Source organism: Sulfuricaulis limicola (assembly GCF_002355735.1).
Classification (GTDB): domain Bacteria; phylum Pseudomonadota; class Gammaproteobacteria; order Acidiferrobacterales; family Sulfurifustaceae; genus Sulfuricaulis; species Sulfuricaulis limicola.
In genome coordinates, this window is record NZ_AP014879.1 from 1529505 (window position 1) to 1550664 (window position 21160).

Sequence of the window (21160 nt, forward strand, 5' to 3'; positions counted from 1 at the left end):
TGAAAAAGGCGCCAACGGCGCCCGGGATTCTGGTCTGCGTCAAAGTGTGATGAGGGCCGTGGTCGTCTGTGGTTCACGTCTGCCCTGTGGCGCGTAGCATACCTCATTTCAGGGATGGCATAAATGATCAGGGCGCGGACCGGGGGGAGTTGTCCAGAGCCATGAACAACGTCGCCATCCCGCGCCGTACCCGCAGCACCGCGGCGCGCCCGGGGCTCACGTGCGCCAGCAACCGGTGAAAACCGGCCACATCCGTGACGCGCTTGCCATCCACTTCCAGGACCACGTCGCCCGGGCGCAAACCGGCATTGCGCGCGAGGCCCTCTTCCACGCTGATGACGCCCGCACCATGGTCGATATCCATATCGCGCCGTTGCGTGGCCGTTATCTCACTGAGCACCAGGCCAAACCGGTTCCGGCTCTCCGGGCGTTCCTTTCGGGGCGGCGCCTGATCCGGCGCTTCTTCCCGGAGCTCGCCCAGCGTCACCACCACGGTCTGCATGCCCTGGTCGCGGCGGAACACGCGAAATTTCGCGTGCGTGCCCGGCATCGACAGGCCGACCAGGGCCGGCAGATCGGAAGAGCGGTTGATCGGCTTGTTTTCGTATTCGACCACGATGTCGCCGGGACGCAGATCGGATTTGGCCGCCGGACCCTTGGGCAGCACGTCCGCCACCAGGGCGCCGCGCGGCTTGTTCAGTCCATAGGCTCCCGCCAGCGCCAGCGACACGTCCTGCAGGCTGACACCGAGCCAGCCGCGACGCACCCGGCCCTCGCTTCTGAGTTGCGCGCCGATGGTCATGGCGGCATCGATGGGAATGGCGAATGACACGCCCATGAATCCGCCGGTGCCGCTGTAAATCTGCGAGTTCACGCCGACGACCTCGCCCCGCAGGTTGAACAACGGACCGCCGGAGTTGCCGGGATTGATCGGCACGTCGGTCTGGATGAAAGACACGTAATTTTCGTTCGGCAGGGTGCGCCCCTTGGCGGAAACGATGCCGGCGGTGGCAGAACTGTCGAAGCCGAATGGAGAACCGATGGCCAGCACCCATTCACCCACCTGCAGCCGGTTGGCGTCGCCGATGACGATCACGGGCAGGCCGGCGGATTCGATTTTCAGCAGGGCGATGTCGCTGCGCCGGTCGGAACCGACCAGGCGCGCGCTGAATTCGCGCCGGTCGTTCAAGCGCACCAGAATTTCACGCGCGTTCTCGGTGACATGGGCACAGGTGAGAATGTAACCATCGGGAGAAATGATGAAACCCGAACCCAGTGAATTCTCCTCGTCAGCCTCCGGACCATCACCGAAAAAACGGCGGGTGAAATCACGCGCGGCGCCATCCTCCGGCGCGGCATCATCCACCGGGAAACCGGCGCGCTTCGGGTCGCGCGTCACACTGATGTTCACCACCGCCGTGGCATGCGCGCTGACCAGCCGGCTGAAATCCGGCAAGCCGCGCGGGGCCGCGGCCAGTGGCGCCGAGATAAACAGGACGAGGAGGATTGAATAACGAAATATTTTCATTGAACAGGATTCACGGGATATTTCAGGATTAACAGGATTCTTGTAAGTATAAACCTGTGAGCTGGGGTTCGCTGCGCTCACCCCAACCTGCAACTGTTTTTTTAATCCTGTAAATCCTGAAAAATCCTGTTAATCCTGTTTATTCTTTGGCGACCGGGGCCACCGAACCCCCGATCAGGGCGATGGTTTCCGCCGGGACCTCACCGACCGTGGTGATCTGGTAATCATCCACGCGCGCGCCCAGCGCGTTCACCGCTCCCATGCGGCTCGGTCCCAGCATGAAAGGCTTGGTGCCTTCACCGCGCTTCTCCACGAACACGGATACCGCCGCCAGACCGTCGGTATACACCAGGTGCTCCACCGGGCGCTTGCGCATCAGCGTCTGACGCGCAATGTGGGCCGAGAGCCGGAAACCCCGGGGCAGTTGCGTCGCCGTCCACTGAGGCATGGTCGAGACCGTTTTGCGGTCTTCCTCTTCCCGGTGCCACACCATGTCCTTGCCGGTCATGCCGGGTTTCAGCGCCGACGCCGGTATTTTCGTGCCGATGTTGATTTGCGTGAACATGAACTGTTCCAGGATCTTTCCCTGGGTATCGAGCAGATCCGCCTTCAGCAGCAGGCCGGTCTCGCGGTCCGCCCACAGGTGGTAACCATAGCGATACTGGTCAACCGGTTTGACGATCACCCGCTGCGCCGGACGGCCGGTGATGCGCTCCACATTGCCCAAATGGATCGAGTAATAATTGTCGAGGTCTTGCAGGCGCTCCGGAAGGATGGCCGGGAACGACTGGTTGTCGGCCTTGCGGTATTCCACCATCACCGAGTTCTTGTCCGGCCAGTAGCAGGTCACTTCGCGCTGATCGCGGATGATTTCGCGCGGCGCGCCGTTGAGCGACACCAGCCGCTCGCGGGCCGTGCCGTTCTCCACTTTATGAACGATGCGCATGGCCTCGAGCTGGGTTTCGTGCTGATAGACGAAAACGCCTTCGTAATCGAGCATGCGCGCCGCCTGGTTGATTTTCATCAGCCAGTCGTGCGCGGCGTCACTGGCCAGGACGGCGGTACTGAAAACGAGACTGGCTGAAAAAAACAGATACCGGGTAAGCGCGCGAAGATTCATTTAGCGGGGTTATCGTAACCAACAACGCGGACATAGGGCATCATGCCGCCGATGCCGGAGGACGATGCAAATTCATTGTGCTCGATAAGGAAGGTGTTCAGGGTGCTCTCGGTCTCCGGCTCCTTCACGTCCCAGCGCGTGACGCCGGCACGGATGACGTTGTCCGGCGCGGTCTGGCTCGCCGCCAGAGACGGAACCGGCGCCGCGACGGAATTGACCGGCACGGACTGACCCACCGCCGCCAGGGATGGAATCGGCGACGTGACGGGACGGTTGAACCACTGCACCGCGGCAACGGCGATCACCGCCACGGAAGCAGCCATCGCCAGCGTTCCGGCGATGCGGCTGACTTGCCGGCGCCGGAAGCGGGCGATATTGGCCGGCTCGCTCTCGATCTGCGCCGCCACGCGCGCCGCCATGCCTGACGGAACCATTACATCCAGTTCCTGATGCAGGACCGAGTGCACCAGATGATAGCGCTCCCAGGTCTGGCGCAGTTCGGCGTCCTGTTCCAGCGCCTTCATGACACGGCGCTCGTCCAGTTCGTCCAGCTCGTTGTCCACCAGCGCGGACAGTTTTTCTTTCATGTCATCGGTGTTGCTCATGTTCATTTCTCCAGCAAAGGCCGCAATTCCTGATCGACCGCCTCGCGTGCGCGAAAGATGCGCGAGCGCACGGTGCCGATCGGACAATCCATGACCTGCGCGATTTCCTCGTAGCTCATGCCCTCGATCTCGCGCAGCGTGATCGCGGTGCGCAGGTCCTCGGGCAGCCCTTCGATCACCCGGTGCACGGTATTGGCGATTTCATCTGTCAGCATCTGTCGCTCCGGTGTCGCCTGTTCGCGCAGAATGGCGCCGCCATCGGCCAGCTCCGCGGTTTCAATCTCCATGTCGGTTCCGGGTGGGCGACGTCCCTGCGATTCCAGGTAATTCTTGGCCGTGTTCACGGCGATGCGGTACAACCAAGTATAGAACGCGCTCTCGCCACGAAACCCGCCAATCGCGCGGTAGGCCTTGATGAGGGCCTCCTGCGTCACGTCTTCCACCTCGCGCCGGTCGCGCACGTAGCGCGAGATCAGCTTGGCAATCTTGTGCTGATACTTCCGGACCAGCAGATCGAAGGCGGTTTTGTCGCCTTGCTGCACCCGGACAACCAGCTTCTGGTCAATGCTCCGCTCGCTCATGGGGTCTGGACCCCCTGCGCATGGCGGGGCATACCGGTATCAAGAGACCGCCGGGAAAGACCAAAGTTCGCCGGGGAAGCCTTAAAAAGAAGGTATTTGTTATTCAAATTTCCGTCCCTGAAGAGGCGCCGGCCCGGTCAATGCCGGCCGACTCGTGTGCTAGGATATCGCAATCGTCACCAACGTGCCCTCCCCTCGACCACATTCCGCATGACCACGGCGCCGCCATCCGACGTCCTGATTATCGGCGGCGGCATTGCCGGCCTGAGCCTGGCCCTGCGCGTCGCGGACCGGGCGCGGGTCACCATTCTGGCCAAGGCCGCGCTCACGGAAGGCTCCAGCCTGTATGCCCAGGGCGGCGTCGCCGCGGTGCTGAACGGCGAGGAAGACAGCTTCGAATCCCATATCCAGGACACGCTCGACGCCGGCGCCGGCCTGTGCCACCGCGACACGGTGGAATTCGCCGTGCGCGAGGGGCCGGCGGCGATCCGCTGGCTCATCGAGCGCGGTGTGCCCTTCAGCCGGGAGGAACATCCGCACAATGGCCTGGAATACCACCTGACCCGCGAGGGCGGCCACAGCCACCGGCGCGTGATCCACGCCGCCGACGCCACTGGCCGCGCCATGGAAACCACGCTGGAGGCACAGGTGCGCCGCCACCCCAACATTACGCTGCATGAAAACCACATCGCCATCGACCTCATCACCAGCCAGAAACTCGGCCACCCGGGACCCAACCGCGTTCTCGGCGCTTACGCACTCAACAAGGCAGACGGCCATATCCGCGCCTATGGCGCTCGATTCGTGGTGCTGGCCACCGGCGGGGCCTGCAAGGCCTATCTCTACACCAGCAACCCCGATACCTCGACCGGCGACGGCATCGCCATGGCCTGGCGCGCCGGTTGCCGGGTGGCAAACATGGAGTTCGTCCAGTTTCATCCCACCTGTCTGTACCATATCCGCGCCAAGTCCTTCCTGATTTCCGAGGCGGTACGCGGCGAAGGCGGCAAGCTCACGCTGCCCAACGGCAAGCCCTTCATGCAGGACCACGACCCGCGCGGTGAATTGGCGCCGCGCGACATCGTGGCGCGCGCCATCGACTATGAAATGAAACGCGGCGGCCTCGATTACGTGCACCTCGACATCAGCCACAAGCCGGCAGATTTCATCAAAAGCCATTTTCCGACGATCTACGAGCGCTGCAAGGAATACGGCTACGACATCACGCGCGAGCCGATCCCGGTGGTGCCGGCGGCGCATTACACTTGCGGCGGCGTCGTAACCGATCTATCGGCCCGTACCGATCTCGAGCGGCTTTACGCCGTGGGCGAATGCACCTTCACCGGCCTGCACGGGGCCAACCGCCTCGCCAGCAACTCCCTGCTGGAATGCCTGGTATTCGCCAAGGCCGCGGCCGAGGACATCCTGAAACAATTTCCCTCCGCCGGTCCGGTCCCGGAAGGCCTGCCGGCCTGGGACGAAAGCCGCGTCACCGATCCCGACGAGCAGGTCGTGGTATCGCACAACTGGGACGAGCTGCGCCGCGGCATGTGGAGCTACGTCGGCATCGTGCGCACCAGCAAGCGCCTGCAGCGCGCCCTACGCCGGGTGGAGCTGCTGAAAGAAGAAGTCCGGGAGTTCTACAGTAACTTCAAGGTTACGAACGATCTTATTGAATTGCGTAATCTATTATTGGTATCCGAGCTGATCATCCGCTCCGCCCTCGCGCGCAAGGAATCGCGCGGGCTGCACTTCACCCGTGACTATCCGCAAGCCCTGGCGGGTACCCCGCAGGATACCGTCCTCACCCCGGCACCACCTGAAACTTCAGGGCGACGCGCCAACGCCTGAACGGCTCCGCCTCGACCGCATCCGCGGCGATCGCCAGGTTCAGCGGCCAGCGGCGACTTTCCAGCCGCAAAGTCATCAGCGTCAGCCAGGGATGCACGAAGCGGCTGGTGATTCGAACCGGCTGCCAGGATTCGCTGCCGGCAAATCGCACCGACGCCATTCCTTCGTTATCCAGTTCGATGGCCGTGATGGCGAGCCGACTGGTGCGCCAGGCATGGATGACGAGAGAATAATAAAGACTCCACCCCAACACTCCCCAGAGACCCAAGCGCATAAGCCAAGCCATGGGCGTCACCGCCACCAGCACCATGCCGCCCAGATGCGTGGCCAGAAAAACCCCAGCCAGAAATCTGGAAACTTTTATGTTTAAAATCAGGTTAGTTTCTGATTTTTGTAACAAGCTGCATCAACTCTTTTTCGGGTGGGTTTTGCTTGCCCTGCACATAGGCCAGCAGGGTTTCGTCGGGCACCGTCAGCAACTGCTCAAACGCTTCCTGCTCGGCGGACGTCAGGCCGGGATAGTGGCGGTCGAGGAAGTCCTTAAGTACTACATCCAGCTCCAACAGTCCGCGCCGGGAGCGCCAGCGGATTCGCTCCAGCCGGCGCTCATCCATCAGAGGACGCGCTTGGCCAGCATCATTTTTATATGCCCGATGGCCTTGGCCGGGTTCAGCCCCTTGGGACAGGCCTCGGTGCAATTCATGATGGTGTGGCAACGGAACAACTTATAAGGATCTTCCAGGCCATCGAGACGCTCGCCAGTGGCCTGGTCGCGGCTGTCCGCCAGGAAACGCCAGGATTGCAGCAGCGCCGCGGGTCCCAGGAACTTGTCGGGGTTCCACCAGAATGACGGGCAAGCCGTTGTACAACAGGCACAAAGAACACACTCGTAAAGACCGTCCAGCTTGTCCCGGTCCTCCGGCGACTGCAGCCGCTCGATCTCCGGTTCCGGGTCGTGATTGATCACCCAGGGTTTCACCGTCCGGTAGGCGCTGTAAAACTGGCTCAGGTCCACGATCAGGTCGCGCACTACCGGCACCCCCGGCAGCGGCTTGAGCTCGATCGGCTGCTTCAGGTCCTTGAGCGGCGTGATGCAGGCGAGACCGTTGCGGCCGTTGATGTTCATCCCGTCCGATCCGCATACCCCCTCGCGGCACGAGCGCCGGAACCCGAGACTGTCGTCCTGCTGCTTGAGCAGGAGCAGCGCGTCCAGCAGCATCACTGCCCCGCTGTCATCGGGCAGCTCATAGGCCTGCATGCGCGGCTTTTCGCCGGTTTCGGGATTGAAGCGATAGATCGAAAATCGCATGGGGTTCAGTGTAGCCCTTTGTTTTTATCTGTGAAACAACGGAAAAACACGGTATTCCGGCCCCGATTTGCCATCCATGGCGACCAGTAATCCCCATGTTTGGCGCACTGGTCGGACTGAAGCAGCCCGCGTCCGCAATAACGCCAATAATAACTTATCAATGCACGGAAGCGATCCAGTCAGGGGCGCTTCCGTGTTCCACGTTGGGAGAGAAAACCATGGAAAGCCTGAACGCGTTAATCCTGTGGCCGGACAATCTGTTGCTGTCCTTGCTGGTCCTGTTGGTCATCGCCATCCCGATCCTGTACGGCGCACGCCCGGCGATGCACAGTCTGCTGCAAGCCCTGTTCCGCGGCATCAGCAATCCGCTGCGCCTGGCCTCGCGCTGGCTGTTCAAGACCGCCGAGGTGCTGCGCGAGCGCAACAAGATGGTGCTGCTGAGCCGCGGCCGCGAGGAAATCTCCCAGAGCATCGTCAAGGAATTCGACCGCGTCACCGCGCTGGTGGAGCGCGACCTGCACGGCTACCCGGCCTTGCAGCGCAAGCTCACGGACGAGATCACGCGCATCGAGGAAGAATTCCAGAAATGCGGCGAGGTGCCGCCGCCCCCACCGGAATGGGCCAAGGCCGTGGCCGCCATCGCCAAGATCAAACCCTCCAGCGACGGGCTGGTGGAGAAAATCCTGGAAGACATCAGCGACTCCATCAATGATATTTACGAGAAGGTCATCGCCGAGTATCGCGAGTCAGCCAAGCAGCGCCACAACATCCTCAAGAGCTTCATGCCGTTCTGGCGCTCGGTGGACCAGACCCTGAAGCGCGTGGACAAAAACCTGACCGGCATGCAGCAGAGCGCCGCGCGCATCGACGAGCAGGTGGAGAAATACCGGCAGATCCACGCCAAAAGCGATCAGGCCGAACATACCCTGACCTCCTCGGCGACCATCCTGTTCGTGATTTCCGTCATCGCCATCATGATCGCCGCCGGCGGCGCCTTCGTGAATTTCTGGCTCATCGAGCGCCCGATGGCGGCCATGGTCGGCGGTTCGGAATACATCGTCGGAGACATCCAGGCTTCTTATCTCGCGGCGATGGTGATCATCTTCTTCGAGACGCTGATGGGCCTGTTCCTGATGGAATCGCTGGGCTACACCCACCTGTTCCCGCTCAACAGCATCAACAATCGCATGCGCCGCTGGCTGGTGTGGATCTCGTTCAGCATCCTGCTGATCCTGGCCGGCGTCGAAGTGGCGCTGGCGGTGATGCGTGACCTGATCATTTCCGCCGACATCGCCCTGAAGCAGGAACTGGCCGGCGGCGCCGTCACGGCCGCGGCCAGCACCTGGGCGCTCGACATCCCCAAGGCGGCGCAGATGATCCTCGGATTCATCCTGCCGTTCGCGCTCGCCTTCGTGGCGATTCCGCTGGAATACCTGATCCATTCCGGGCGCACGGTATTCGGCGCGCTGCTGGTGCTGGGCATCCGCGGGCTCGGTTTCACCATGCGCTTCCTGTCCAGCATGGCGCGCCAGGTCGGCAAGGGCTTCGAGCATCTCTACGACGCCGTCATTTTCCTTCCGCTCATTATCGAACGCGCAGTGCTGAACAATCGCGGAACGCGCCAGACCAAACCCGTCTCCAGCGGCACAGCCGCGTTCTCGGCCAAACATGGGGAGCATGTGTTATGAGGCGACTCTGGATTGTTCCGTTGTTGGCGCTCGGTCTGCTCGCCAGCTCTTGCGCCGATCAGCGCAGTCATGCGCAGGCGGTTTACCTGCTGGTGGACACCTCGGGGACTTATTCGCAGGAACTCGACAAGGCCCAAAGAGTGGTGAGCTACCTGCTCGGCACGCTGCAACCCGGCGACTCGTTCGCGGTGGCGCGGGTGAAGAGCCGCAGCTTCACCGAGAAGGACATCATCGCCAAGGTGACTCTGGGTAAGGACCCGATGCAGGTCAACAACCAGAAGCGCGCCTTCGCCGACAAGGTCGGCAGCTTCAAGGCCGATGTCAAGAAAGGCAGCGCCTACACCGACATCACCGGCGGCATGATCCAGGCCTCGGAGTTCCTCAACGAAACCGGCGCCGGGCAGAAAACCATCCTGATTTTCTCCGACATGCAGGAAGAGCTGGACTACAAAACCGTGCGGGATTTTCCCATCAACCTGCAGGGCATCCGCATCATCGCGCTCAACGTCACCAAGCTCACCACCGACAACGTCGACCCGCGCCGCTACCTCGGGCGCCTGGAATGGTGGGAAAAGCGCGCCCGCGACGCCGGCGCCACGGACTGGAAGGTGGTGAACGATCTGGAACATTTGGAGCGCATCTTCAAGGGGCGGGGATAGTTTCCAGGAATGGCCAATCAGTTTTGTTTGAATAAATTGAATCCGGCCCTTTAACTATTGCAATACCGTACATGTACCATGATATTGGCTCGGGATTGGTGGACCCATTACGCCCACATGTCTCGACAGAACAGCCACAAACTCTCTTGTGCCTTTCTTAAAATCGGAAAACACGGTTGCAACAGAAATACCACCGATAAAACTTTCAGTAAGCGTCAAACCATAAGCGCCGGCCGTTACGGTTAGATCTGAGGCGCCTGACGGCCCTATAACGCGTGCCCGTCCGTTCTTAATGTCTATTGCATCATAGTTGATAGATTTTCCGAAGTTATCGCTCTCCAGTTTTAGTTTTCCTTTCTCCCAGTCAGCAATAGTGCCAGGACCAAACGTGCACTTCAGGCTCTTGGCGCGGAGCAACTGTTCATGCGCTGCATCATCAGCCCACGCAGGAATGAACAAAGACACAGCTAAAAGTGCGATTAAGGTTCTCATTGTTTTTGGCACCCAATGTTAATAAACCCGCTCCTTCGGCGGGAACGTCTCCACACTCAACGGCTTCAACCGCACCGGCTTGTAATCCAGCTTGTTTCCCTCCTTGCTGTACAGCGTGTGCTTGAGCCAGTTCTTGTCGTCGCGCTCGGGGTGGTCGGTGCGGGAATGCGCGCCGCGGGATTCGTGGCGCGCGGCGGCGGAATGGACCGTGGCCAGCGCGATGTCCATCATATTCTCCAGTTCCAGCGCCTCGATGCGGGCAGTGTTGAACACCTTGCTGTGGTCGCGCAGCGTGGCGCGCTTCAGGCGCTGCTGCAGTTCCGAGACCTTCCAGATGCCGGCGTCCAGGATTTTCTGTTCGCGGAACACGCCGCAGTGTTCTTCCATGGTCAGGCGCAGTTCGTCGCCTATCTGATCCACCGATTCGCCCTTGCCCTGCTTGTCCCAGCGCGTGAGGCGTGCCATGGCGCGCTCGACCGCCTCTTCCGGCAGGCCGCGGTGACCGCGGTGGTCCTTGAGGTATTCGAGGATGTGATTGCCGGCGGCGCGGCCGAACACAATGATGTCGAGCAACGAATTGCCGCCGAGGCGGTTGGCGCCGTGCACCGACACGCAGGCGCATTCGCCCACGGCGTATAGCCCCGGTACTTCCTCTTCCGGCCCGGTGTGCACCGGCACCACGACCTGGCCGAAACGGTTGGTGGGAATGCCGCCCATGGTGTAGTGCGCCGTGGGATACACCGGGATGGGTTTTACCACCGGGTCGGCATGCACGAAACGGATGGCGGATTCGCGGATGCCCGGCAGGCGCTTGGAAATGACCTCCTCGCCGAGATGCAGCAACTTGAGTTCGACATAATCTTTTTTCGGACCGCAGCCGCGCCCGGCATGCACTTCTTCGTAGATCGCGCGGCTCACCACGTCGCGGCTGGCAAGGTCCTTGGCCTTGGGCGCGTAGCGCTCCATGAAGCGTTCGCCTTCGCTGTTGATCAGGTATCCGCCTTCGCCGCGCGTCGCCTCGCTGATGAGTATGCCGACGCCGGCGATGCCGGTGGGATGGAACTGCACGAATTCCATGTCCTGCAACGGGATGCCGGCGCGCAGCGCCATGGCCATGCCGTCGCCGGTGTTGATCAGCGCGTTGGTGGTGGTGCGATAGATGCGCGCCGCCCCGCCAGTGGCGATGAGGGTGGTCTTGGCCTCGATGATCAGTGGCTCGCCGGTTTCAATTTCGATGACCAAAGCACCAAGCGCATATCCTTCTGGGTCCATCAGCAGATCGACGGCGAAGAACTCATCGAAGAAATGCGTGCGCGCCTTGAGATTCTGTTGATAAAGCGCATGCAGCATGGCATGGCCGGTGCGGTCGGCGGCGGGACAGGTGCGCTGCGCCTGCTCGCCGCCGAAGTTCAGGCTCTGGCCGCCGAAGGCGCGCTGGTAGATGCGGCCGTTTTCCAGGCGCGAGAACGGCACGCCGTAATGCTCGAGCTCGATCACCAACTCCGCCGCCGCGCGGCACATGTATTCGATCGCGTCCTGGTCGCCGAGGTAGTCGCTGCCCTTGACGGTGTCGTACATGTGCCAGTGCCAGTTGTCCGGCGTGACGTTGCCGAGCGCGGCGTTGATGCCGCCCTGCGCCGCAACGGTGTGCGAGCGCGTGGGGAAAACCTTGGACACGACCGCGACATGGGCCTCGCCCTGCGCCAGTTGCAGCGCCGCGCGCAGCCCGCCGCCCCCGGCGCCGATGACCAGGCAGTCGAAACGCCGGCGCGCGATATTGATCATGCGAGCAGGATCCGCGCCGCCCACAGGCCCAGCGCCAGCAGACCGAGGCCCGTGAACAGCGAAACGCTGAAGCGCAGCCACAGCGGGTGGAGATAATCGAGGTAGATGCTGCGCATGCCGATCCAGGCGTGCACCAGGATGCTCAGGATGAAAATCGCCCAGGCCAAGCGCACGTAACCGATGGCGAACCAGGCCTGCCAGCTGGCGTGGTCACGGATCGGCGCCAAGCTCAGGTACACGACGACATACACCACGAAGCCGGCGATGTAGATCGAGGTCACGCGCTGCCACAGCCATTCCAGCATGCCGGCATGAGCGCTGCCGGTGGCTCTCAGGCGTTCCATAAACATATCCCCGTCAGCAGCACGACAAATCCCGTGGCGGCGAAGGCCAGCCAGGCGTTGAGACGCGCGGTGGCCTTGGAATCGCCGACGCCGATATCCAGCAACAAGTGACGCATGCCGGACATGAAGTGCTGGGCAAAGGCCCATACCATAATAAGGAGCGCAATCCGGCCTTCGAGACTCATAAGGCGCGTGGAAATTTTGGCAAAGGCCGCGGGGTCTTGCAGCGAGCGATCCAATAAATAGATAGCGAACGGCAACAGCAGAACCAGAAACGCGCCCGTGGCGCGGTGCAGGATGGACAGGATGCCACCCACCGGCAGGCGGATTTTAAGGAGATTCAGGTAAACGGGACGTTTCTTGTTTTTTCCCATATCAAGGCTCTGGATACCGCGCTTCCTCTCCCCGACCGGTCCTGAATTATCCCTTTCCCGGAGAAAGGGAATACCGGGATAACAATAGTGTAAACCGGAGATTCCCGGCGTCCAGTCGTTTTTCCCGCAGGGCGGGATTCCGCTATCATGCGCATCCCGGTCAGCCATCGATGGAAGCCAAGCCGTGAACGAGACGTGGAAATCATTCATTCAAAGCCAGGGCGCAGTCCTCGACGGCGATCGCGTGCAGCACTTCGGCAAGCCCGCGGAAGAGCGCCGGGCGGCGGCACAGGGCAACGTACTGGCCGATCTCTCCGATGTATCCCTGATCCGCGCACGCGGCGCGGATACGCAGAATTTTCTCAACGGCCAGCTCAGCAATGACATACGCCGGCTGGATGCGACGCACAGCCAGCTGGCTGCCTGGTGCAGCCCCAAGGGACGGATGCTGGTCATCTTCCGCCTGTTCCGGCGCGGCGACGATACCCTGCTGCAACTCCCCGCCTCGCTTCTGGAAACGACTCTCAAACGCCTGAAAATGTTCGTGCTGCGCGCCAAGGTTGTACTCGAAAACGCAGACGCCGAGCTGGTCAGCTTCGGGATATCGGGGCCGGATGCGGAAAAATTGTTGCGCGACGCGGTTGGCTTCGCACCCGGCGAGATCAACGGCTGCGAGACGCGCGATGCAATAACGGTGACAAAGCTCGCCGGCCCGCACCCGCGTTTCGAAGTTATCGCGCCGACGGACAACGCCATAAAGCTGTGGACAGCCCTCAAGTCCAAAACCACATCCGCCGGTCCTGCGGCACGGAACTGGCTCGACATCATGGCCGGCATTCCCGTGGTGCATCCGGAAACCAGCGAGGCCTTCGTGCCGCAAATGGCGAATCTCGAAATCGTCGGCGGCGTGAATTTCAAAAAGGGCTGCTACCCCGGCCAGGAAATCGTGGCGCGCATGCAGTACCTCGGCAAACTCAAGCAGCGCATGTACCGCGCGCGCTTCGAAGGCGACGCCCTGCCCCGCCCGGGCGATTCCATTTTCGCGCCCGACTTTCCCGGCCAGTCGGCGGGCACGGTGGTCGCCGCGCAACCCGCGCCGGACAACGGTTTTGATCTGCTGGCCGTGATCCAGATCAGCAGCGCCGAAACCGGCGAACTCCATCTCGGGAGCGAAACCGGACCGAAACTCTCACTGCAAACCTTGCCGTATTCCGTCACTCCCGCCACCCGCGCGGAATAAACATTCCTTTCTGTCCGTCACCAAGCGAGCTTCAAACCTTGCTTGTTCCGCATTGAGGCTTATGCTTGAATCGTTCGCGTCTATTGCTGCTATATAAGTAAATTCTTATAAAGTCGGGAAGTTGCACAACGTGGTTGCCTCACAACCAGTCAGGAGACAAGCAATATGATATACACCCATAAAACAGTCTGGACTCTGATCCTCGGGATCATCATGGTCGCCTTCGGTTATCTGGTGCAAGCCGGCGTCCTGAATCCGATGATCGAGTTCCTCAATATTTCCAAGTATGTCGGCAAGCCCGAGTCACCGGGTGAAATGATCATCCTTCCCTTTGTCTGCGGCATCATTGCCATCGTGGTGGGACTGTGGCAATTCGCGGTGAAACCAAAGCAAGGCAATCTCGATTACTACCTCTCCACTATCGGTGGCGTGATGTTCATCCTGATCATCGCCTTCGTCGTGAAGTGGGGTCTCGATCCGCTGATGGGCGTGTGGGGCAAGGCGCTCAAACCCACCCTCGGTTTTGACATCCATAGCGTCATGAACCTGAACTACGTGGTCATGGGCATCCTCGCCGGCATCATCGCGGTCAACGTGTTCAGCATTCCGGGGTGGGCGGAAAACGGCGTGCGCCTCTCGCGCCTCGGCCTGAAAACCGGCGTGGTGCTGCTGGGCGTGCTCTACAGCTGGCAGGAACTGGCCAATCTGGCCGGCCTGTCCGTCGTCATGATTGCCATATTCGTGCTGGGATCGGTCGGCATGGTGCTGTGGATGGGCGCGCGGCGCAACATCCCCAACTCCATGGGCGGCGTGCTGTCAGCCGGCATGGGCGTGTGCGGCGTCTCGGCCTCGGTGGCGGCGGCGCCGGTGGTCAACGCCAAGTCCACGGAAATCGCCTACACCATCGGCACCATCCTGCTGTGGGGCGTGCTGATGATGTTCATCTTCCCGATCGTGGGCAAACAGATGGGCATGAACCCGACGCAGTTCGGCGCCTGGGCTGGCACCGGCATTCTCAACTCGGCGCAGGTGGCGGGCGCGGCGCTGGCCTTCGAACCGGGCGGCATCGACACCCTCAAGGTGGCGGAGATCTTCAACATCACGCGCATCCTGTTCCTGCCGATTATCGTGCTGTGGCTGGCGGTGTGGTATGTGGAGCGCGAATCCGGCGCCCAGAAGGTCAGTCATGGCAGCGTGATCTTCAGCAAGTTCCCGCTGTTCGTGCTCGGCTTCATCGTGATGTTCGTGCTCGGATCCACCGGCATGTTCGCGCCCGGTTCGGAGCTGCCCGGCAAGTACTTCGACAACAGCGAGAAGCATCTGGTGAAGAAAAATCCGGACGGCACCGTCAAGGAAAGCAAGATGCTGGCCGACAAGGATGCCGAGCTGCTCAAATCGGAAGCCGGCAAACTGACGGACGAGACACAGAAAGGGGCGCTGGCCAGCCTGCTCGAAAACAAGAAGGCCACCTCGTTCGAGCATGATCGGCAACTGGCTTCGATCATGAACTCGCATGTGCTGTCGGTGAAGGCCAACAAGGTCCTGAAGAGCATGCACAGCGCGGTGTATAAACCTGCGCCGCGCATCTCGAAGTTCCGGGACATCATCGCCTGGTTCTTCACCTTCGGCCTGGTCGGCCTGGGCATGCAGATCACCATGACCTCGATCAAGCAGGCCGGCGGGCAGCCGTTGATCATCGGATCGGTGGTCGGCACGGTCAAGGCGGTCGGATCGCTGATCGTGGTCTGGCTGTTCGTGAAAGAAATCGTTTAACGCAACTTTCCGCGAGGTGCAATCATGAAAGAGAAATTTGATCGTGGTACGGCGCTGACGATATTCCGCAACGACCGCATCGAGGACATCGGCGCCCTGGTGCTGTCATTGATCATCGCGTTCCTGGTGTACAATTTTGTCAGCTGATTAGACGCTGAAAAGAACCGCCCCGGTGGCCGGTCTAACCGCCACCGGGGTTTTTTTTGAAATACGGAGACATAACCATGGCCAAACCGAAACATATCCTGCTCGCCAGCCACAATACCGAAGGCGCGCGGGCGGCGGAAAAACTGGCCTATTCCTTCTGCGGTCCCGGCACCACCCTGCATCACCTCATCGTGGTGCCGGATTTGTGGAAAGGCATGCAGGGCGATGACTGGCTCAACAACGCCTCGACGCGCGACACCTTCGGGCGCTATGTCGAATCGCAACTGGAGGAGGAAGTCCGCACGCACCTGAAACGCATGTTGAGCGAGATCAAGAAACGCCGCATCCGTTATCGCTACGAGATGGTGCAGGGAAAACCAACGGAATGCCTGATCCGGCGCGCCGCCAGAGGTCCGACGGATCTCATCGTGCTGGGTTCGCCGCGACCGAAAGGCCAAACGGGCCTGCGCTCGCGCATGCTGGATGAAAAGCTGTTCCGGTCGCTGCGCGTGCCCGTGGTGATCGCGCCCTACCCGCATGACTGAAAACGGCCAGGAACCGGCATCGGCATCCCCGGTGAATTCCGCCGATGCCGCCTGGGTCAGCCTCCCTGCGCCTTTCCCGCCGGATGAGCTGCATCGGCACTGTCGCGATATCGAAGTCCTGTTTCGTCTCAATCCCTATTACTACTTCGATGTCTGGCGCCAAACCGGTTCAGACACGTTTCATGCCGAGTTTGAAAATCAGAGCAATCAGACGCGTCAAATACTGGACCTGAGAATCGAAATAAATTCCGGGCACGGCATCACCGTCAATTACAACGGCGGGATCAAGAAATGTACCGTGTTCACCATCGAGCCGACGCTGCAAGGCAGTCGCATGACCGTTACCGACGATTATGATCTGTTGCCGGTAACGGAACGCGAGGAACGCAAAGCGGAAGTGGACAGGAGTCTCAAGGCCTGGGCCGAATCGCTGCGACTGTATTTCCTGCGACGCAAGCGCTGGTCATGGCTGCCGGGCTGGCGCTGGTATATCCGCCGGGTGTGGATGCCGATGAAGCCCTCCACGCGCCGGATCGTGTGGTTTATTTACCTGATTTCCGTGGCGGAGTTTTTCTTTTTCCTGTTCGTGCTGCTGATCTGGCTCGTCGAACAGGGGAATTGATCGTTACTTCTTCACGGGCGGCGTTTTTTCCGGCGGCTGGGCCGCCGATTTGGGATCGATGACCTGGTAGAAAGCCTCGCCCTTCTTGACCATGCCCAGCTCGGAGCGCGCCCGCCCCTCGATCACCTCGAGCCCCTGCTTCAGGTCGTTGACCTGAGCCTCGAGCGTCCGGTTGCGCTCCTTCAGTTGATCGTTTTCCTTCTGCTGCGCGGCAATTTCGCGATGCAGGCGCCACACGGCAAAAACGCCGCCATTCCCCAACCACAGCGGATATTGCAGCAGGACGAGGATGACGATCAGGACATAAGCGGCGATTTTCACAGGCTTCATTTTAGTCCATCGCCGTGTATCAGAAATATGTAACCGGCAATAATACATGTAGGTTGGGTTGAGGCGCTTGCGCCGAAACCCAACATCGGCGCCGCTACGTTGGGGTTCGCTACGCTCACCCCAACCTACATTTCTACATCTCAGGCAACCAGCATCGGAAATGCCCGGCGACCGGGATACACGGCCGCGGAACCCATCGCTTCCTCGATCCGCAACAGCTGGTTGTACTTGGCCACCCGGTCCGAACGCGACAGGGAACCGGTCTTGATCTGGCCGGTGCCGGTCGCCACCGCGAGGTCGGCGATGAAACTGTCCTCGGTTTCACCCGAGCGGTGCGAAATCACCGAGGTATAGCCGGCCTCGCGTGCCATCGCGATCGCCGCCAGGGTCTCGCTCAGGGTGCCGATCTGGTTGACCTTGATGAGAATCGAGTTCGCCACGCCCTGCTTGATACCGCGCTCGAGTATTTTCGTGTTGGTCACGAAAATATCGTCACCCACGATCTGAATCTTTTTACCGAGCTTTTTCGTCATCAACTCCCATCCGGCCCAGTCACCCTCGCCGCATCCGTCCTCGATGGTGATGATCGGATACCGGGAGACCCAGTCCGCCATTTTGTCGATGAACTGTTCCGCCGTCAGGCTGGCATGCTCCGACTCGAGTTCGTATTTTCCGTTTTTGTTGAATTCGGAACTGGCGACGTCGATGCCGAGACACACGTCGGCACCCGGTTTATAGCCGGCCTTCTCGACGCCTTGCAGAATAACCTGCAACGCCGCCTCGTTGGATTGGAGATTGGGCGCAAACCCGCCCTCGTCGCCCACGGAGGTGTTGAGCTTCATGCCGTGCAGCACTTTTTTCAGCGCATGGAACACCTCGGCGCCGCAGCGCAACGCTTCGGCAAATGTCACCGCGCCCACCGGCAGGATCATGAATTCCTGGAAATCGATGTTGTTATCGGCATGCGCGCCGCCGTTGATGATGTTCATCATCGGCACCGGCATCTGCATCGGCACCTTGCCCGCCAGGCCGTTGAGGTAGTGATACAGCGGCTGTTTGGCGTCGGACGCCGCGGCGCGCGCGCAGGCCATCGATACCGCGAGCAGCGCATTGGCGCCGAGGCGGGATTTGTTCTCGGTGCCGTCGAGCTCGATCATGGCGCGGTCCACACCGGCCTGATCCTGCGCCTCCTTGCCCAACAGGGCCTTGCGTATCTCCCCATTCACATGGGCACAGGCGTTTTTCACGCCCTTGCCGCCATAGCGTTTGTTGTCACCGTCGCGCAGCTCGATGGCCTCGCGCGTGCCGGTGGAGGCGCCGGAGGGCACGGCGGCACGACCGACCGCGCCGGATTTCAGGACAACATCGGCTTCAATAGTGGGATTTCCGCGCGAGTCGAGTATCTCGCGCGCCCGGATATCAGAGATTACAGACATGATTATTTTTCTTCCGAAAAGAGATGATTAAAACCAGCGCGGTCTATTCTTCAGCCGCGCTTACCTGCGGTTACAAAACAGCATTCTACTTCGACATCTATGCCGATTCGGCGAAGCCACGGCGCTTGACCGTGGCATCGAGTTCTTTCAGCGTTTCGAGCAATTCCTTCATGCGTCCCAGCGGCCAGGCGTTCGGGCCGTCGGACAGCGCCTTGTCCGGGTCCGGATGGGTTTCCATGAACAGGCCGGCAACGCCCGTGGCCACCGCCGCGCGCGCCAGCACCGGGACGAATTCACGCTGACCGCCGCTCTTCGTCCCCTGCCCGCCGGGCAGTTGCACCGAGTGCGTGGCATCGAACACCACCGGGCAACCAGTCTCGCGCATGATCGCGAGCGAGCGCATGTCCGAAACCAGGTTATTGTAGCCGAAGGAAACTCCGCGCTCGCACACCAGGATGCGTTCCCGGCCGCCGGCCTCGACGGCCTTGTCGACCACGTTTTTCATGTCATGCGGCGCCAGGAACTGGCCCTTCTTGATATTGACCGGCTTGCCGGCGGCCACGACCGCCTGGATGAAATCGGTCTGCCGGCACAGGAACGCCGGCGTCTGCAACACATCCACGGCGGCGGCCACGGCGGCGACGTCTTCCTTCTCGTGCACGTCCGTCAGCACCGGCACACCGAGCTGTTTTCGGACCTTTGCCAGAATCGCCAGCCCCTGTTCCATGCCCAGACCACGATAGGATTTCGACGAACTGCGATTGGCCTTGTCGTAGGAAGACTTGTAGATGAACGGAATGCCCAGGCTGGCAGCAATTTCCTTGAGGCGGCCGGCGGTATCGAGCGCCAACTGCTCGGACTCGATCACGCAGGGCCCGGCAATGAGGAAGAACGGCCGGTCCAGCCCGGCCTCGAAACCGCAGAGCTTCATGTGGCGGCGGCCTGCGTGCGCGGCACGTCCTGGGCATGGCGTGCGCGCGCGGCCTGAACATACCCGATGAACAGCGGATGACCGTCACGGGGCGTCGAGGTGAATTCAGGGTGAAACTGCACGCCGACAAACCAGGGATGATCCTTGAGCTCGATAATTTCCACCAGCATATTATCCATGGAAGTGCCGGCGATCACCAACCCCTTCTCCTGCAAGACATCGCGGTAGTGATTGTTGAATTCGTAACGGTGACGATGCCGCTCGATCACGGAGTCCTTGCCATACAGGCCGCGCACATGGGTTCCGGGCATCAGCCGGCATTCCTGGCCGCCCAGGCGCATGGTGCCGCCCAGGTCATCGCCTTCGCGACGCTTCTCCTTGCCGCCCTCCGACGTCGTCCATTCCGTGATCATGGCGATCACGGGGTGCGGCGACTTGGGGTTGAATTCGGTGCTGTGCGCGCCCTTGAGACCGGCGACATTGCGCGCGAATTCGATCGCGGCCACCTGCATGCCGAGACAGATGCCCAGATAGGGGATGCCCTTGATGCGCGCGAAATTGACGGTCTTGATCTTGCCTTCGATGCCGCGCTCGCCGAAACCACCCGGCACCAGGATCGCGTCAACGTCTTCCAGCTGGGCCGTGCCCTGCGCATCGATCTGCTCGGAATCGACGTAGCGGATATTGACGCGTGTCAGCGTGTGCAGGCCGGCGTGCTTCAGTGCCTCCGACAATGATTTGTAGGATTCCGTGAGGTGCATGTACTTGCCGACCATGGCCACGGTGATTTCGCCGGTCGGGTTCCCCATGGCGTGGACCACCTTGTCCCATTCCGCCAGGTTGGCGCGGCGCGCGTTGAGGTGAAGTTTTTCCACGACGATCTCGTCCAGCCCCTGCTCGTGCAGCAGCCGCGGAATCTTGTAAATGTTGTCCACGTCGAGCGCCGTGATAACCGCGCGCGTGGGCACGTTGGTGAACAAGGCTATCTTGCGACGCTCATCCTCCGGCAGCGGGCGTTCCGCGCGGCACAGCAGGATATCCGGCTGAATACCGAGCGACAGCAGTTCCTTGACCGAATGCTGGGTGGGCTTGGTTTTGAGCTCACCGGCCGCCGCGATGTACGGCACCAGCGTCAAATGCAGATACACGACGTTACTGTGCCCGTGCTCCACCCCCATCTGGCGTATCGCCTCGACGAACGGCTGCGATTCGATGTCGCCCACGGTACCGCCGATCTCGACCAGGGCTACGTCGGCGTCGCCGGCGCCCTGCTGGATGCAGCGCTTGATCTCGTCCGTGATATGCGGAATCACCTGCACCGTGGCACCCAGATAATCGCCCCGGCGTTCCTTGCGGATGACATTTTCGTAGATTTTGCCGGTGGTGAAATTGTTGCGCTTGGTCATGGTGGTGCGCACAAAGCGCTCGTAATGCCCAAGATCCAGGTCGGTTTCGGCGCCATCCTGGGTGACAAATACCTCACCGTGCTGAAACGGGCTCATGGTGCCCGGATCGACATTAATATAGGGATCAAGCTTGAGAAGGGTAACCTTGAGGCCGCGGGCTTCGAGGATAGCGCCCAGCGAAGCGGAGGCGATGCCTTTGCCCAGAGAGGACACGACACCGCCGGTCACAAAGACAAATTTGGTCATTTCGGCCCGTTTAGCAGGAGTTGAATAACGCCGCAGAACGGAAACACAAGTTACCAGATGAGAGGGGTTTTCACAACCGATTTCTGGTTTTGTGATGTTTTTTTGAGTCGCGCGCAAGGCGCGCGAACCATTTACGACCTGGACCCCG

At 60.9% G+C, this 21160-nt stretch carries 23 protein-coding genes; 8 read left to right on the plus strand and 15 right to left on the minus strand.

Features of this window, described 5'->3' with window-relative positions:
• Positions 1 to 127: 127 nt before the first annotated feature.
• From SCL_RS07515 to rpoE, 4 genes are all read right to left on the minus strand, one after another.
• Positions 128 to 1528, minus strand: a complete 1401-nt coding sequence (locus SCL_RS07515; protein ID WP_096360642.1) for a Do family serine endopeptidase — start codon at positions 1526 to 1528, stop codon at positions 128 to 130.
• A 139-nt stretch (positions 1529 to 1667) separates the two neighbouring features.
• Positions 1668 to 2648: a MucB/RseB C-terminal domain-containing protein gene (locus SCL_RS07520; RefSeq protein ID WP_096360643.1), complete on the minus strand. Its 981-nt coding sequence runs from the start codon at positions 2646 to 2648 to the stop codon at positions 1668 to 1670.
• Positions 2645 to 3253 (minus strand): sigma-E factor negative regulatory protein, encoded by a 609-nt coding sequence (locus tag SCL_RS07525; RefSeq protein ID WP_172425966.1) that lies wholly within the window; start codon positions 3251 to 3253, stop codon positions 2645 to 2647. Before SCL_RS07525 ends, SCL_RS07520 begins: the two co-directional genes overlap by 4 nt.
• 2 nt (positions 3254 to 3255) lie before the next feature.
• Positions 3256 to 3834 carry an RNA polymerase sigma factor RpoE gene (rpoE, locus tag SCL_RS07530; protein WP_096360645.1) on the minus strand — a complete coding sequence of 193 codons (579 nt, stop codon included), beginning with the start codon at positions 3832 to 3834 and terminating at the stop codon, positions 3256 to 3258.
• Between the two features lie 210 nt (positions 3835 to 4044).
• Between rpoE and nadB the strand changes: the two genes are divergently transcribed.
• Positions 4045 to 5685: an L-aspartate oxidase gene (nadB, locus tag SCL_RS07535; RefSeq protein WP_096360646.1), complete on the plus strand. Its 1641-nt coding sequence runs from the start codon at positions 4045 to 4047 to the stop codon at positions 5683 to 5685.
• Here the strand turns inward: nadB and SCL_RS07540 are convergent.
• The 3 genes from SCL_RS07540 to SCL_RS07550 are packed head-to-tail and all read right to left on the minus strand — an operon-like array spanning position 5639 to position 6994.
• Positions 5639 to 6085, minus strand: coding sequence for a protein YgfX (locus SCL_RS07540; RefSeq protein ID WP_148665030.1), 447 nt, complete (start codon positions 6083 to 6085; stop codon positions 5639 to 5641). The two genes, nadB and SCL_RS07540, sit on opposite strands and share 47 nt — an antisense overlap.
• A complete protein-coding gene (locus SCL_RS07545; RefSeq protein WP_096360648.1) occupies positions 6063 to 6299 on the minus strand; it encodes an FAD assembly factor SdhE in 237 nt (78 codons plus the stop codon). Before SCL_RS07545 ends, SCL_RS07540 begins: the two co-directional genes overlap by 23 nt.
• Complete coding sequence (locus SCL_RS07550; protein ID WP_096360649.1) at positions 6299 to 6994, minus strand: succinate dehydrogenase iron-sulfur subunit; 696 nt, start codon at positions 6992 to 6994, stop codon at positions 6299 to 6301. The genes SCL_RS07545 and SCL_RS07550 overlap by 1 nt, the downstream gene beginning before the upstream one ends.
• 218 nt (positions 6995 to 7212) lie before the next feature.
• Here SCL_RS07550 and SCL_RS07555 point away from each other — a divergent pair, with 218 nt between their 5' ends.
• Together SCL_RS07555 and SCL_RS07560 are read left to right on the plus strand one after the other, a co-directional pair.
• The gene (locus SCL_RS07555; protein ID WP_096360650.1) at positions 7213 to 8682 is read left to right on the plus strand and encodes a hypothetical protein; all 1470 of its coding nucleotides are present in this window, start codon (positions 7213 to 7215) and stop codon (positions 8680 to 8682) included.
• Positions 8679 to 9341: a vWA domain-containing protein gene (locus SCL_RS07560; RefSeq protein ID WP_096360651.1), complete on the plus strand. Its 663-nt coding sequence runs from the start codon at positions 8679 to 8681 to the stop codon at positions 9339 to 9341. Before SCL_RS07555 ends, SCL_RS07560 begins: the two co-directional genes overlap by 4 nt.
• 54 nt (positions 9342 to 9395) lie before the next feature.
• Here the strand turns inward: SCL_RS07560 and SCL_RS14045 are convergent, their stop codons facing one another.
• From SCL_RS14045 to sdhC, 4 genes are read right to left on the minus strand one after another with little or no spacing between them, the layout of a single operon-like run.
• Positions 9396 to 9833, minus strand: a complete 438-nt coding sequence (locus tag SCL_RS14045) for a hypothetical protein (protein WP_148665031.1) — start codon at positions 9831 to 9833, stop codon at positions 9396 to 9398.
• Between the two features lie 18 nt (positions 9834 to 9851).
• Positions 9852 to 11615 (minus strand): succinate dehydrogenase flavoprotein subunit, encoded by a 1764-nt coding sequence (sdhA, locus tag SCL_RS07565; RefSeq protein WP_096361897.1) that lies wholly within the window; start codon positions 11613 to 11615, stop codon positions 9852 to 9854.
• Complete coding sequence (gene sdhD, locus SCL_RS07570) at positions 11615 to 11962, minus strand: succinate dehydrogenase, hydrophobic membrane anchor protein (RefSeq protein WP_172425967.1); 348 nt, start codon at positions 11960 to 11962, stop codon at positions 11615 to 11617. The genes sdhA and sdhD overlap by 1 nt, the downstream gene beginning before the upstream one ends.
• On the minus strand, positions 11950 to 12546 hold the full coding sequence (sdhC, locus tag SCL_RS07575; RefSeq protein ID WP_096361898.1) for a succinate dehydrogenase, cytochrome b556 subunit: 597 nt from the start codon (positions 12544 to 12546) through the stop codon (positions 11950 to 11952). Before sdhC ends, sdhD begins: the two co-directional genes overlap by 13 nt.
• Here sdhC and ygfZ point away from each other — a divergent pair.
• The 5 genes from ygfZ to SCL_RS07595 all read left to right on the plus strand — a co-directional run bounded on the left by ygfZ (position 12521) and on the right by SCL_RS07595 (position 16663).
• The gene (gene ygfZ / locus SCL_RS07580; protein WP_172425968.1) at positions 12521 to 13576 is read left to right on the plus strand and encodes a CAF17-like 4Fe-4S cluster assembly/insertion protein YgfZ; all 1056 of its coding nucleotides are present in this window, start codon (positions 12521 to 12523) and stop codon (positions 13574 to 13576) included. The genes sdhC and ygfZ overlap by 26 nt on opposite strands.
• Positions 13577 to 13741: 165 nt before the next feature.
• Complete coding sequence (locus tag SCL_RS07585; protein ID WP_096360654.1) at positions 13742 to 15349, plus strand: putative sulfate exporter family transporter; 1608 nt, start codon at positions 13742 to 13744, stop codon at positions 15347 to 15349.
• 24 nt (positions 15350 to 15373) lie between these two features.
• Positions 15374 to 15496 carry a hypothetical protein gene (locus SCL_RS14535; RefSeq protein ID WP_269458329.1) on the plus strand — a complete coding sequence of 41 codons (123 nt, stop codon included), beginning with the start codon at positions 15374 to 15376 and terminating at the stop codon, positions 15494 to 15496.
• 77 nt (positions 15497 to 15573) lie between these two features.
• On the plus strand, positions 15574 to 16041 hold the full coding sequence (locus SCL_RS07590; RefSeq protein ID WP_096360655.1) for a universal stress protein: 468 nt from the start codon (positions 15574 to 15576) through the stop codon (positions 16039 to 16041).
• Positions 16034 to 16663: a hypothetical protein gene (locus tag SCL_RS07595; protein WP_096360656.1), complete on the plus strand. Its 630-nt coding sequence runs from the start codon at positions 16034 to 16036 to the stop codon at positions 16661 to 16663. Before SCL_RS07590 ends, SCL_RS07595 begins: the two co-directional genes overlap by 8 nt.
• A 3-nt stretch (positions 16664 to 16666) precedes the next feature.
• On the opposite strand, the gene ftsB is transcribed toward SCL_RS07595, so the two are convergent.
• From ftsB to SCL_RS07615, 4 genes are all read right to left on the minus strand, one after another.
• Complete coding sequence (gene ftsB, locus SCL_RS07600) at positions 16667 to 16993, minus strand: cell division protein FtsB (protein WP_096360657.1); 327 nt, start codon at positions 16991 to 16993, stop codon at positions 16667 to 16669.
• 140 nt (positions 16994 to 17133) lie between these two features.
• Positions 17134 to 18429, minus strand: coding sequence for a phosphopyruvate hydratase (gene eno, locus SCL_RS07605; protein ID WP_096360658.1), 1296 nt, complete (start codon positions 18427 to 18429; stop codon positions 17134 to 17136).
• Positions 18430 to 18526: 97 nt separating this feature from the next.
• Positions 18527 to 19360 carry a 3-deoxy-8-phosphooctulonate synthase gene (kdsA, locus tag SCL_RS07610; RefSeq protein WP_096360659.1) on the minus strand — a complete coding sequence of 278 codons (834 nt, stop codon included), beginning with the start codon at positions 19358 to 19360 and terminating at the stop codon, positions 18527 to 18529.
• The gene (locus SCL_RS07615; protein WP_096360660.1) at positions 19357 to 21012 is read right to left on the minus strand and encodes a CTP synthase; all 1656 of its coding nucleotides are present in this window, start codon (positions 21010 to 21012) and stop codon (positions 19357 to 19359) included. The genes kdsA and SCL_RS07615 overlap by 4 nt, the downstream gene beginning before the upstream one ends.
• Positions 21013 to 21160: the final 148 nt, after the last annotated feature.

Coding starts and splice junctions, on each gene's coding strand:
- SCL_RS07515 (WP_096360642.1), bottom strand. CDS start 1,528: ATGAAAATATTTCGTTATTCAATCCTCCTCGTCCTGTTTATCTCGGCG.
- SCL_RS07520 (WP_096360643.1), bottom strand. CDS start 2,648: ATGAATCTTCGCGCGCTTACCCGGTATCTGTTTTTTTCAGCCAGTCTC.
- SCL_RS07525 (WP_172425966.1), bottom strand. CDS start 3,253: ATGAGCAACACCGATGACATGAAAGAAAAACTGTCCGCGCTGGTGGAC.
- rpoE (WP_096360645.1), bottom strand. CDS start 3,834: ATGAGCGAGCGGAGCATTGACCAGAAGCTGGTTGTCCGGGTGCAGCAA.
- nadB (WP_096360646.1), top strand. CDS start 4,045: ATGACCACGGCGCCGCCATCCGACGTCCTGATTATCGGCGGCGGCATT.
- SCL_RS07545 (WP_096360648.1), bottom strand. CDS start 6,299: ATGGATGAGCGCCGGCTGGAGCGAATCCGCTGGCGCTCCCGGCGCGGA.
- SCL_RS07550 (WP_096360649.1), bottom strand. CDS start 6,994: ATGCGATTTTCGATCTATCGCTTCAATCCCGAAACCGGCGAAAAGCCG.
- SCL_RS07555 (WP_096360650.1), top strand. CDS start 7,213: ATGGAAAGCCTGAACGCGTTAATCCTGTGGCCGGACAATCTGTTGCTG.
- SCL_RS07560 (WP_096360651.1), top strand. CDS start 8,679: ATGAGGCGACTCTGGATTGTTCCGTTGTTGGCGCTCGGTCTGCTCGCC.
- SCL_RS14045 (WP_148665031.1), bottom strand. CDS start 9,833: ATGAGAACCTTAATCGCACTTTTAGCTGTGTCTTTGTTCATTCCTGCG.
- sdhD (WP_172425967.1), bottom strand. CDS start 11,962: ATGGAACGCCTGAGAGCCACCGGCAGCGCTCATGCCGGCATGCTGGAA.
- sdhC (WP_096361898.1), bottom strand. CDS start 12,546: ATGAATGATTTCCACGTCTCGTTCACGGCTTGGCTTCCATCGATGGCT.
- SCL_RS07585 (WP_096360654.1), top strand. CDS start 13,742: ATGATATACACCCATAAAACAGTCTGGACTCTGATCCTCGGGATCATC.
- SCL_RS14535 (WP_269458329.1), top strand. CDS start 15,374: ATGAAAGAGAAATTTGATCGTGGTACGGCGCTGACGATATTCCGCAAC.
- SCL_RS07590 (WP_096360655.1), top strand. CDS start 15,574: ATGGCCAAACCGAAACATATCCTGCTCGCCAGCCACAATACCGAAGGC.
- SCL_RS07595 (WP_096360656.1), top strand. CDS start 16,034: ATGACTGAAAACGGCCAGGAACCGGCATCGGCATCCCCGGTGAATTCC.
- ftsB (WP_096360657.1), bottom strand. CDS start 16,993: ATGAAGCCTGTGAAAATCGCCGCTTATGTCCTGATCGTCATCCTCGTC.
- eno (WP_096360658.1), bottom strand. CDS start 18,429: ATGTCTGTAATCTCTGATATCCGGGCGCGCGAGATACTCGACTCGCGC.
- kdsA (WP_096360659.1), bottom strand. CDS start 19,360: ATGAAGCTCTGCGGTTTCGAGGCCGGGCTGGACCGGCCGTTCTTCCTC.
- SCL_RS07615 (WP_096360660.1), bottom strand. CDS start 21,012: ATGACCAAATTTGTCTTTGTGACCGGCGGTGTCGTGTCCTCTCTGGGC.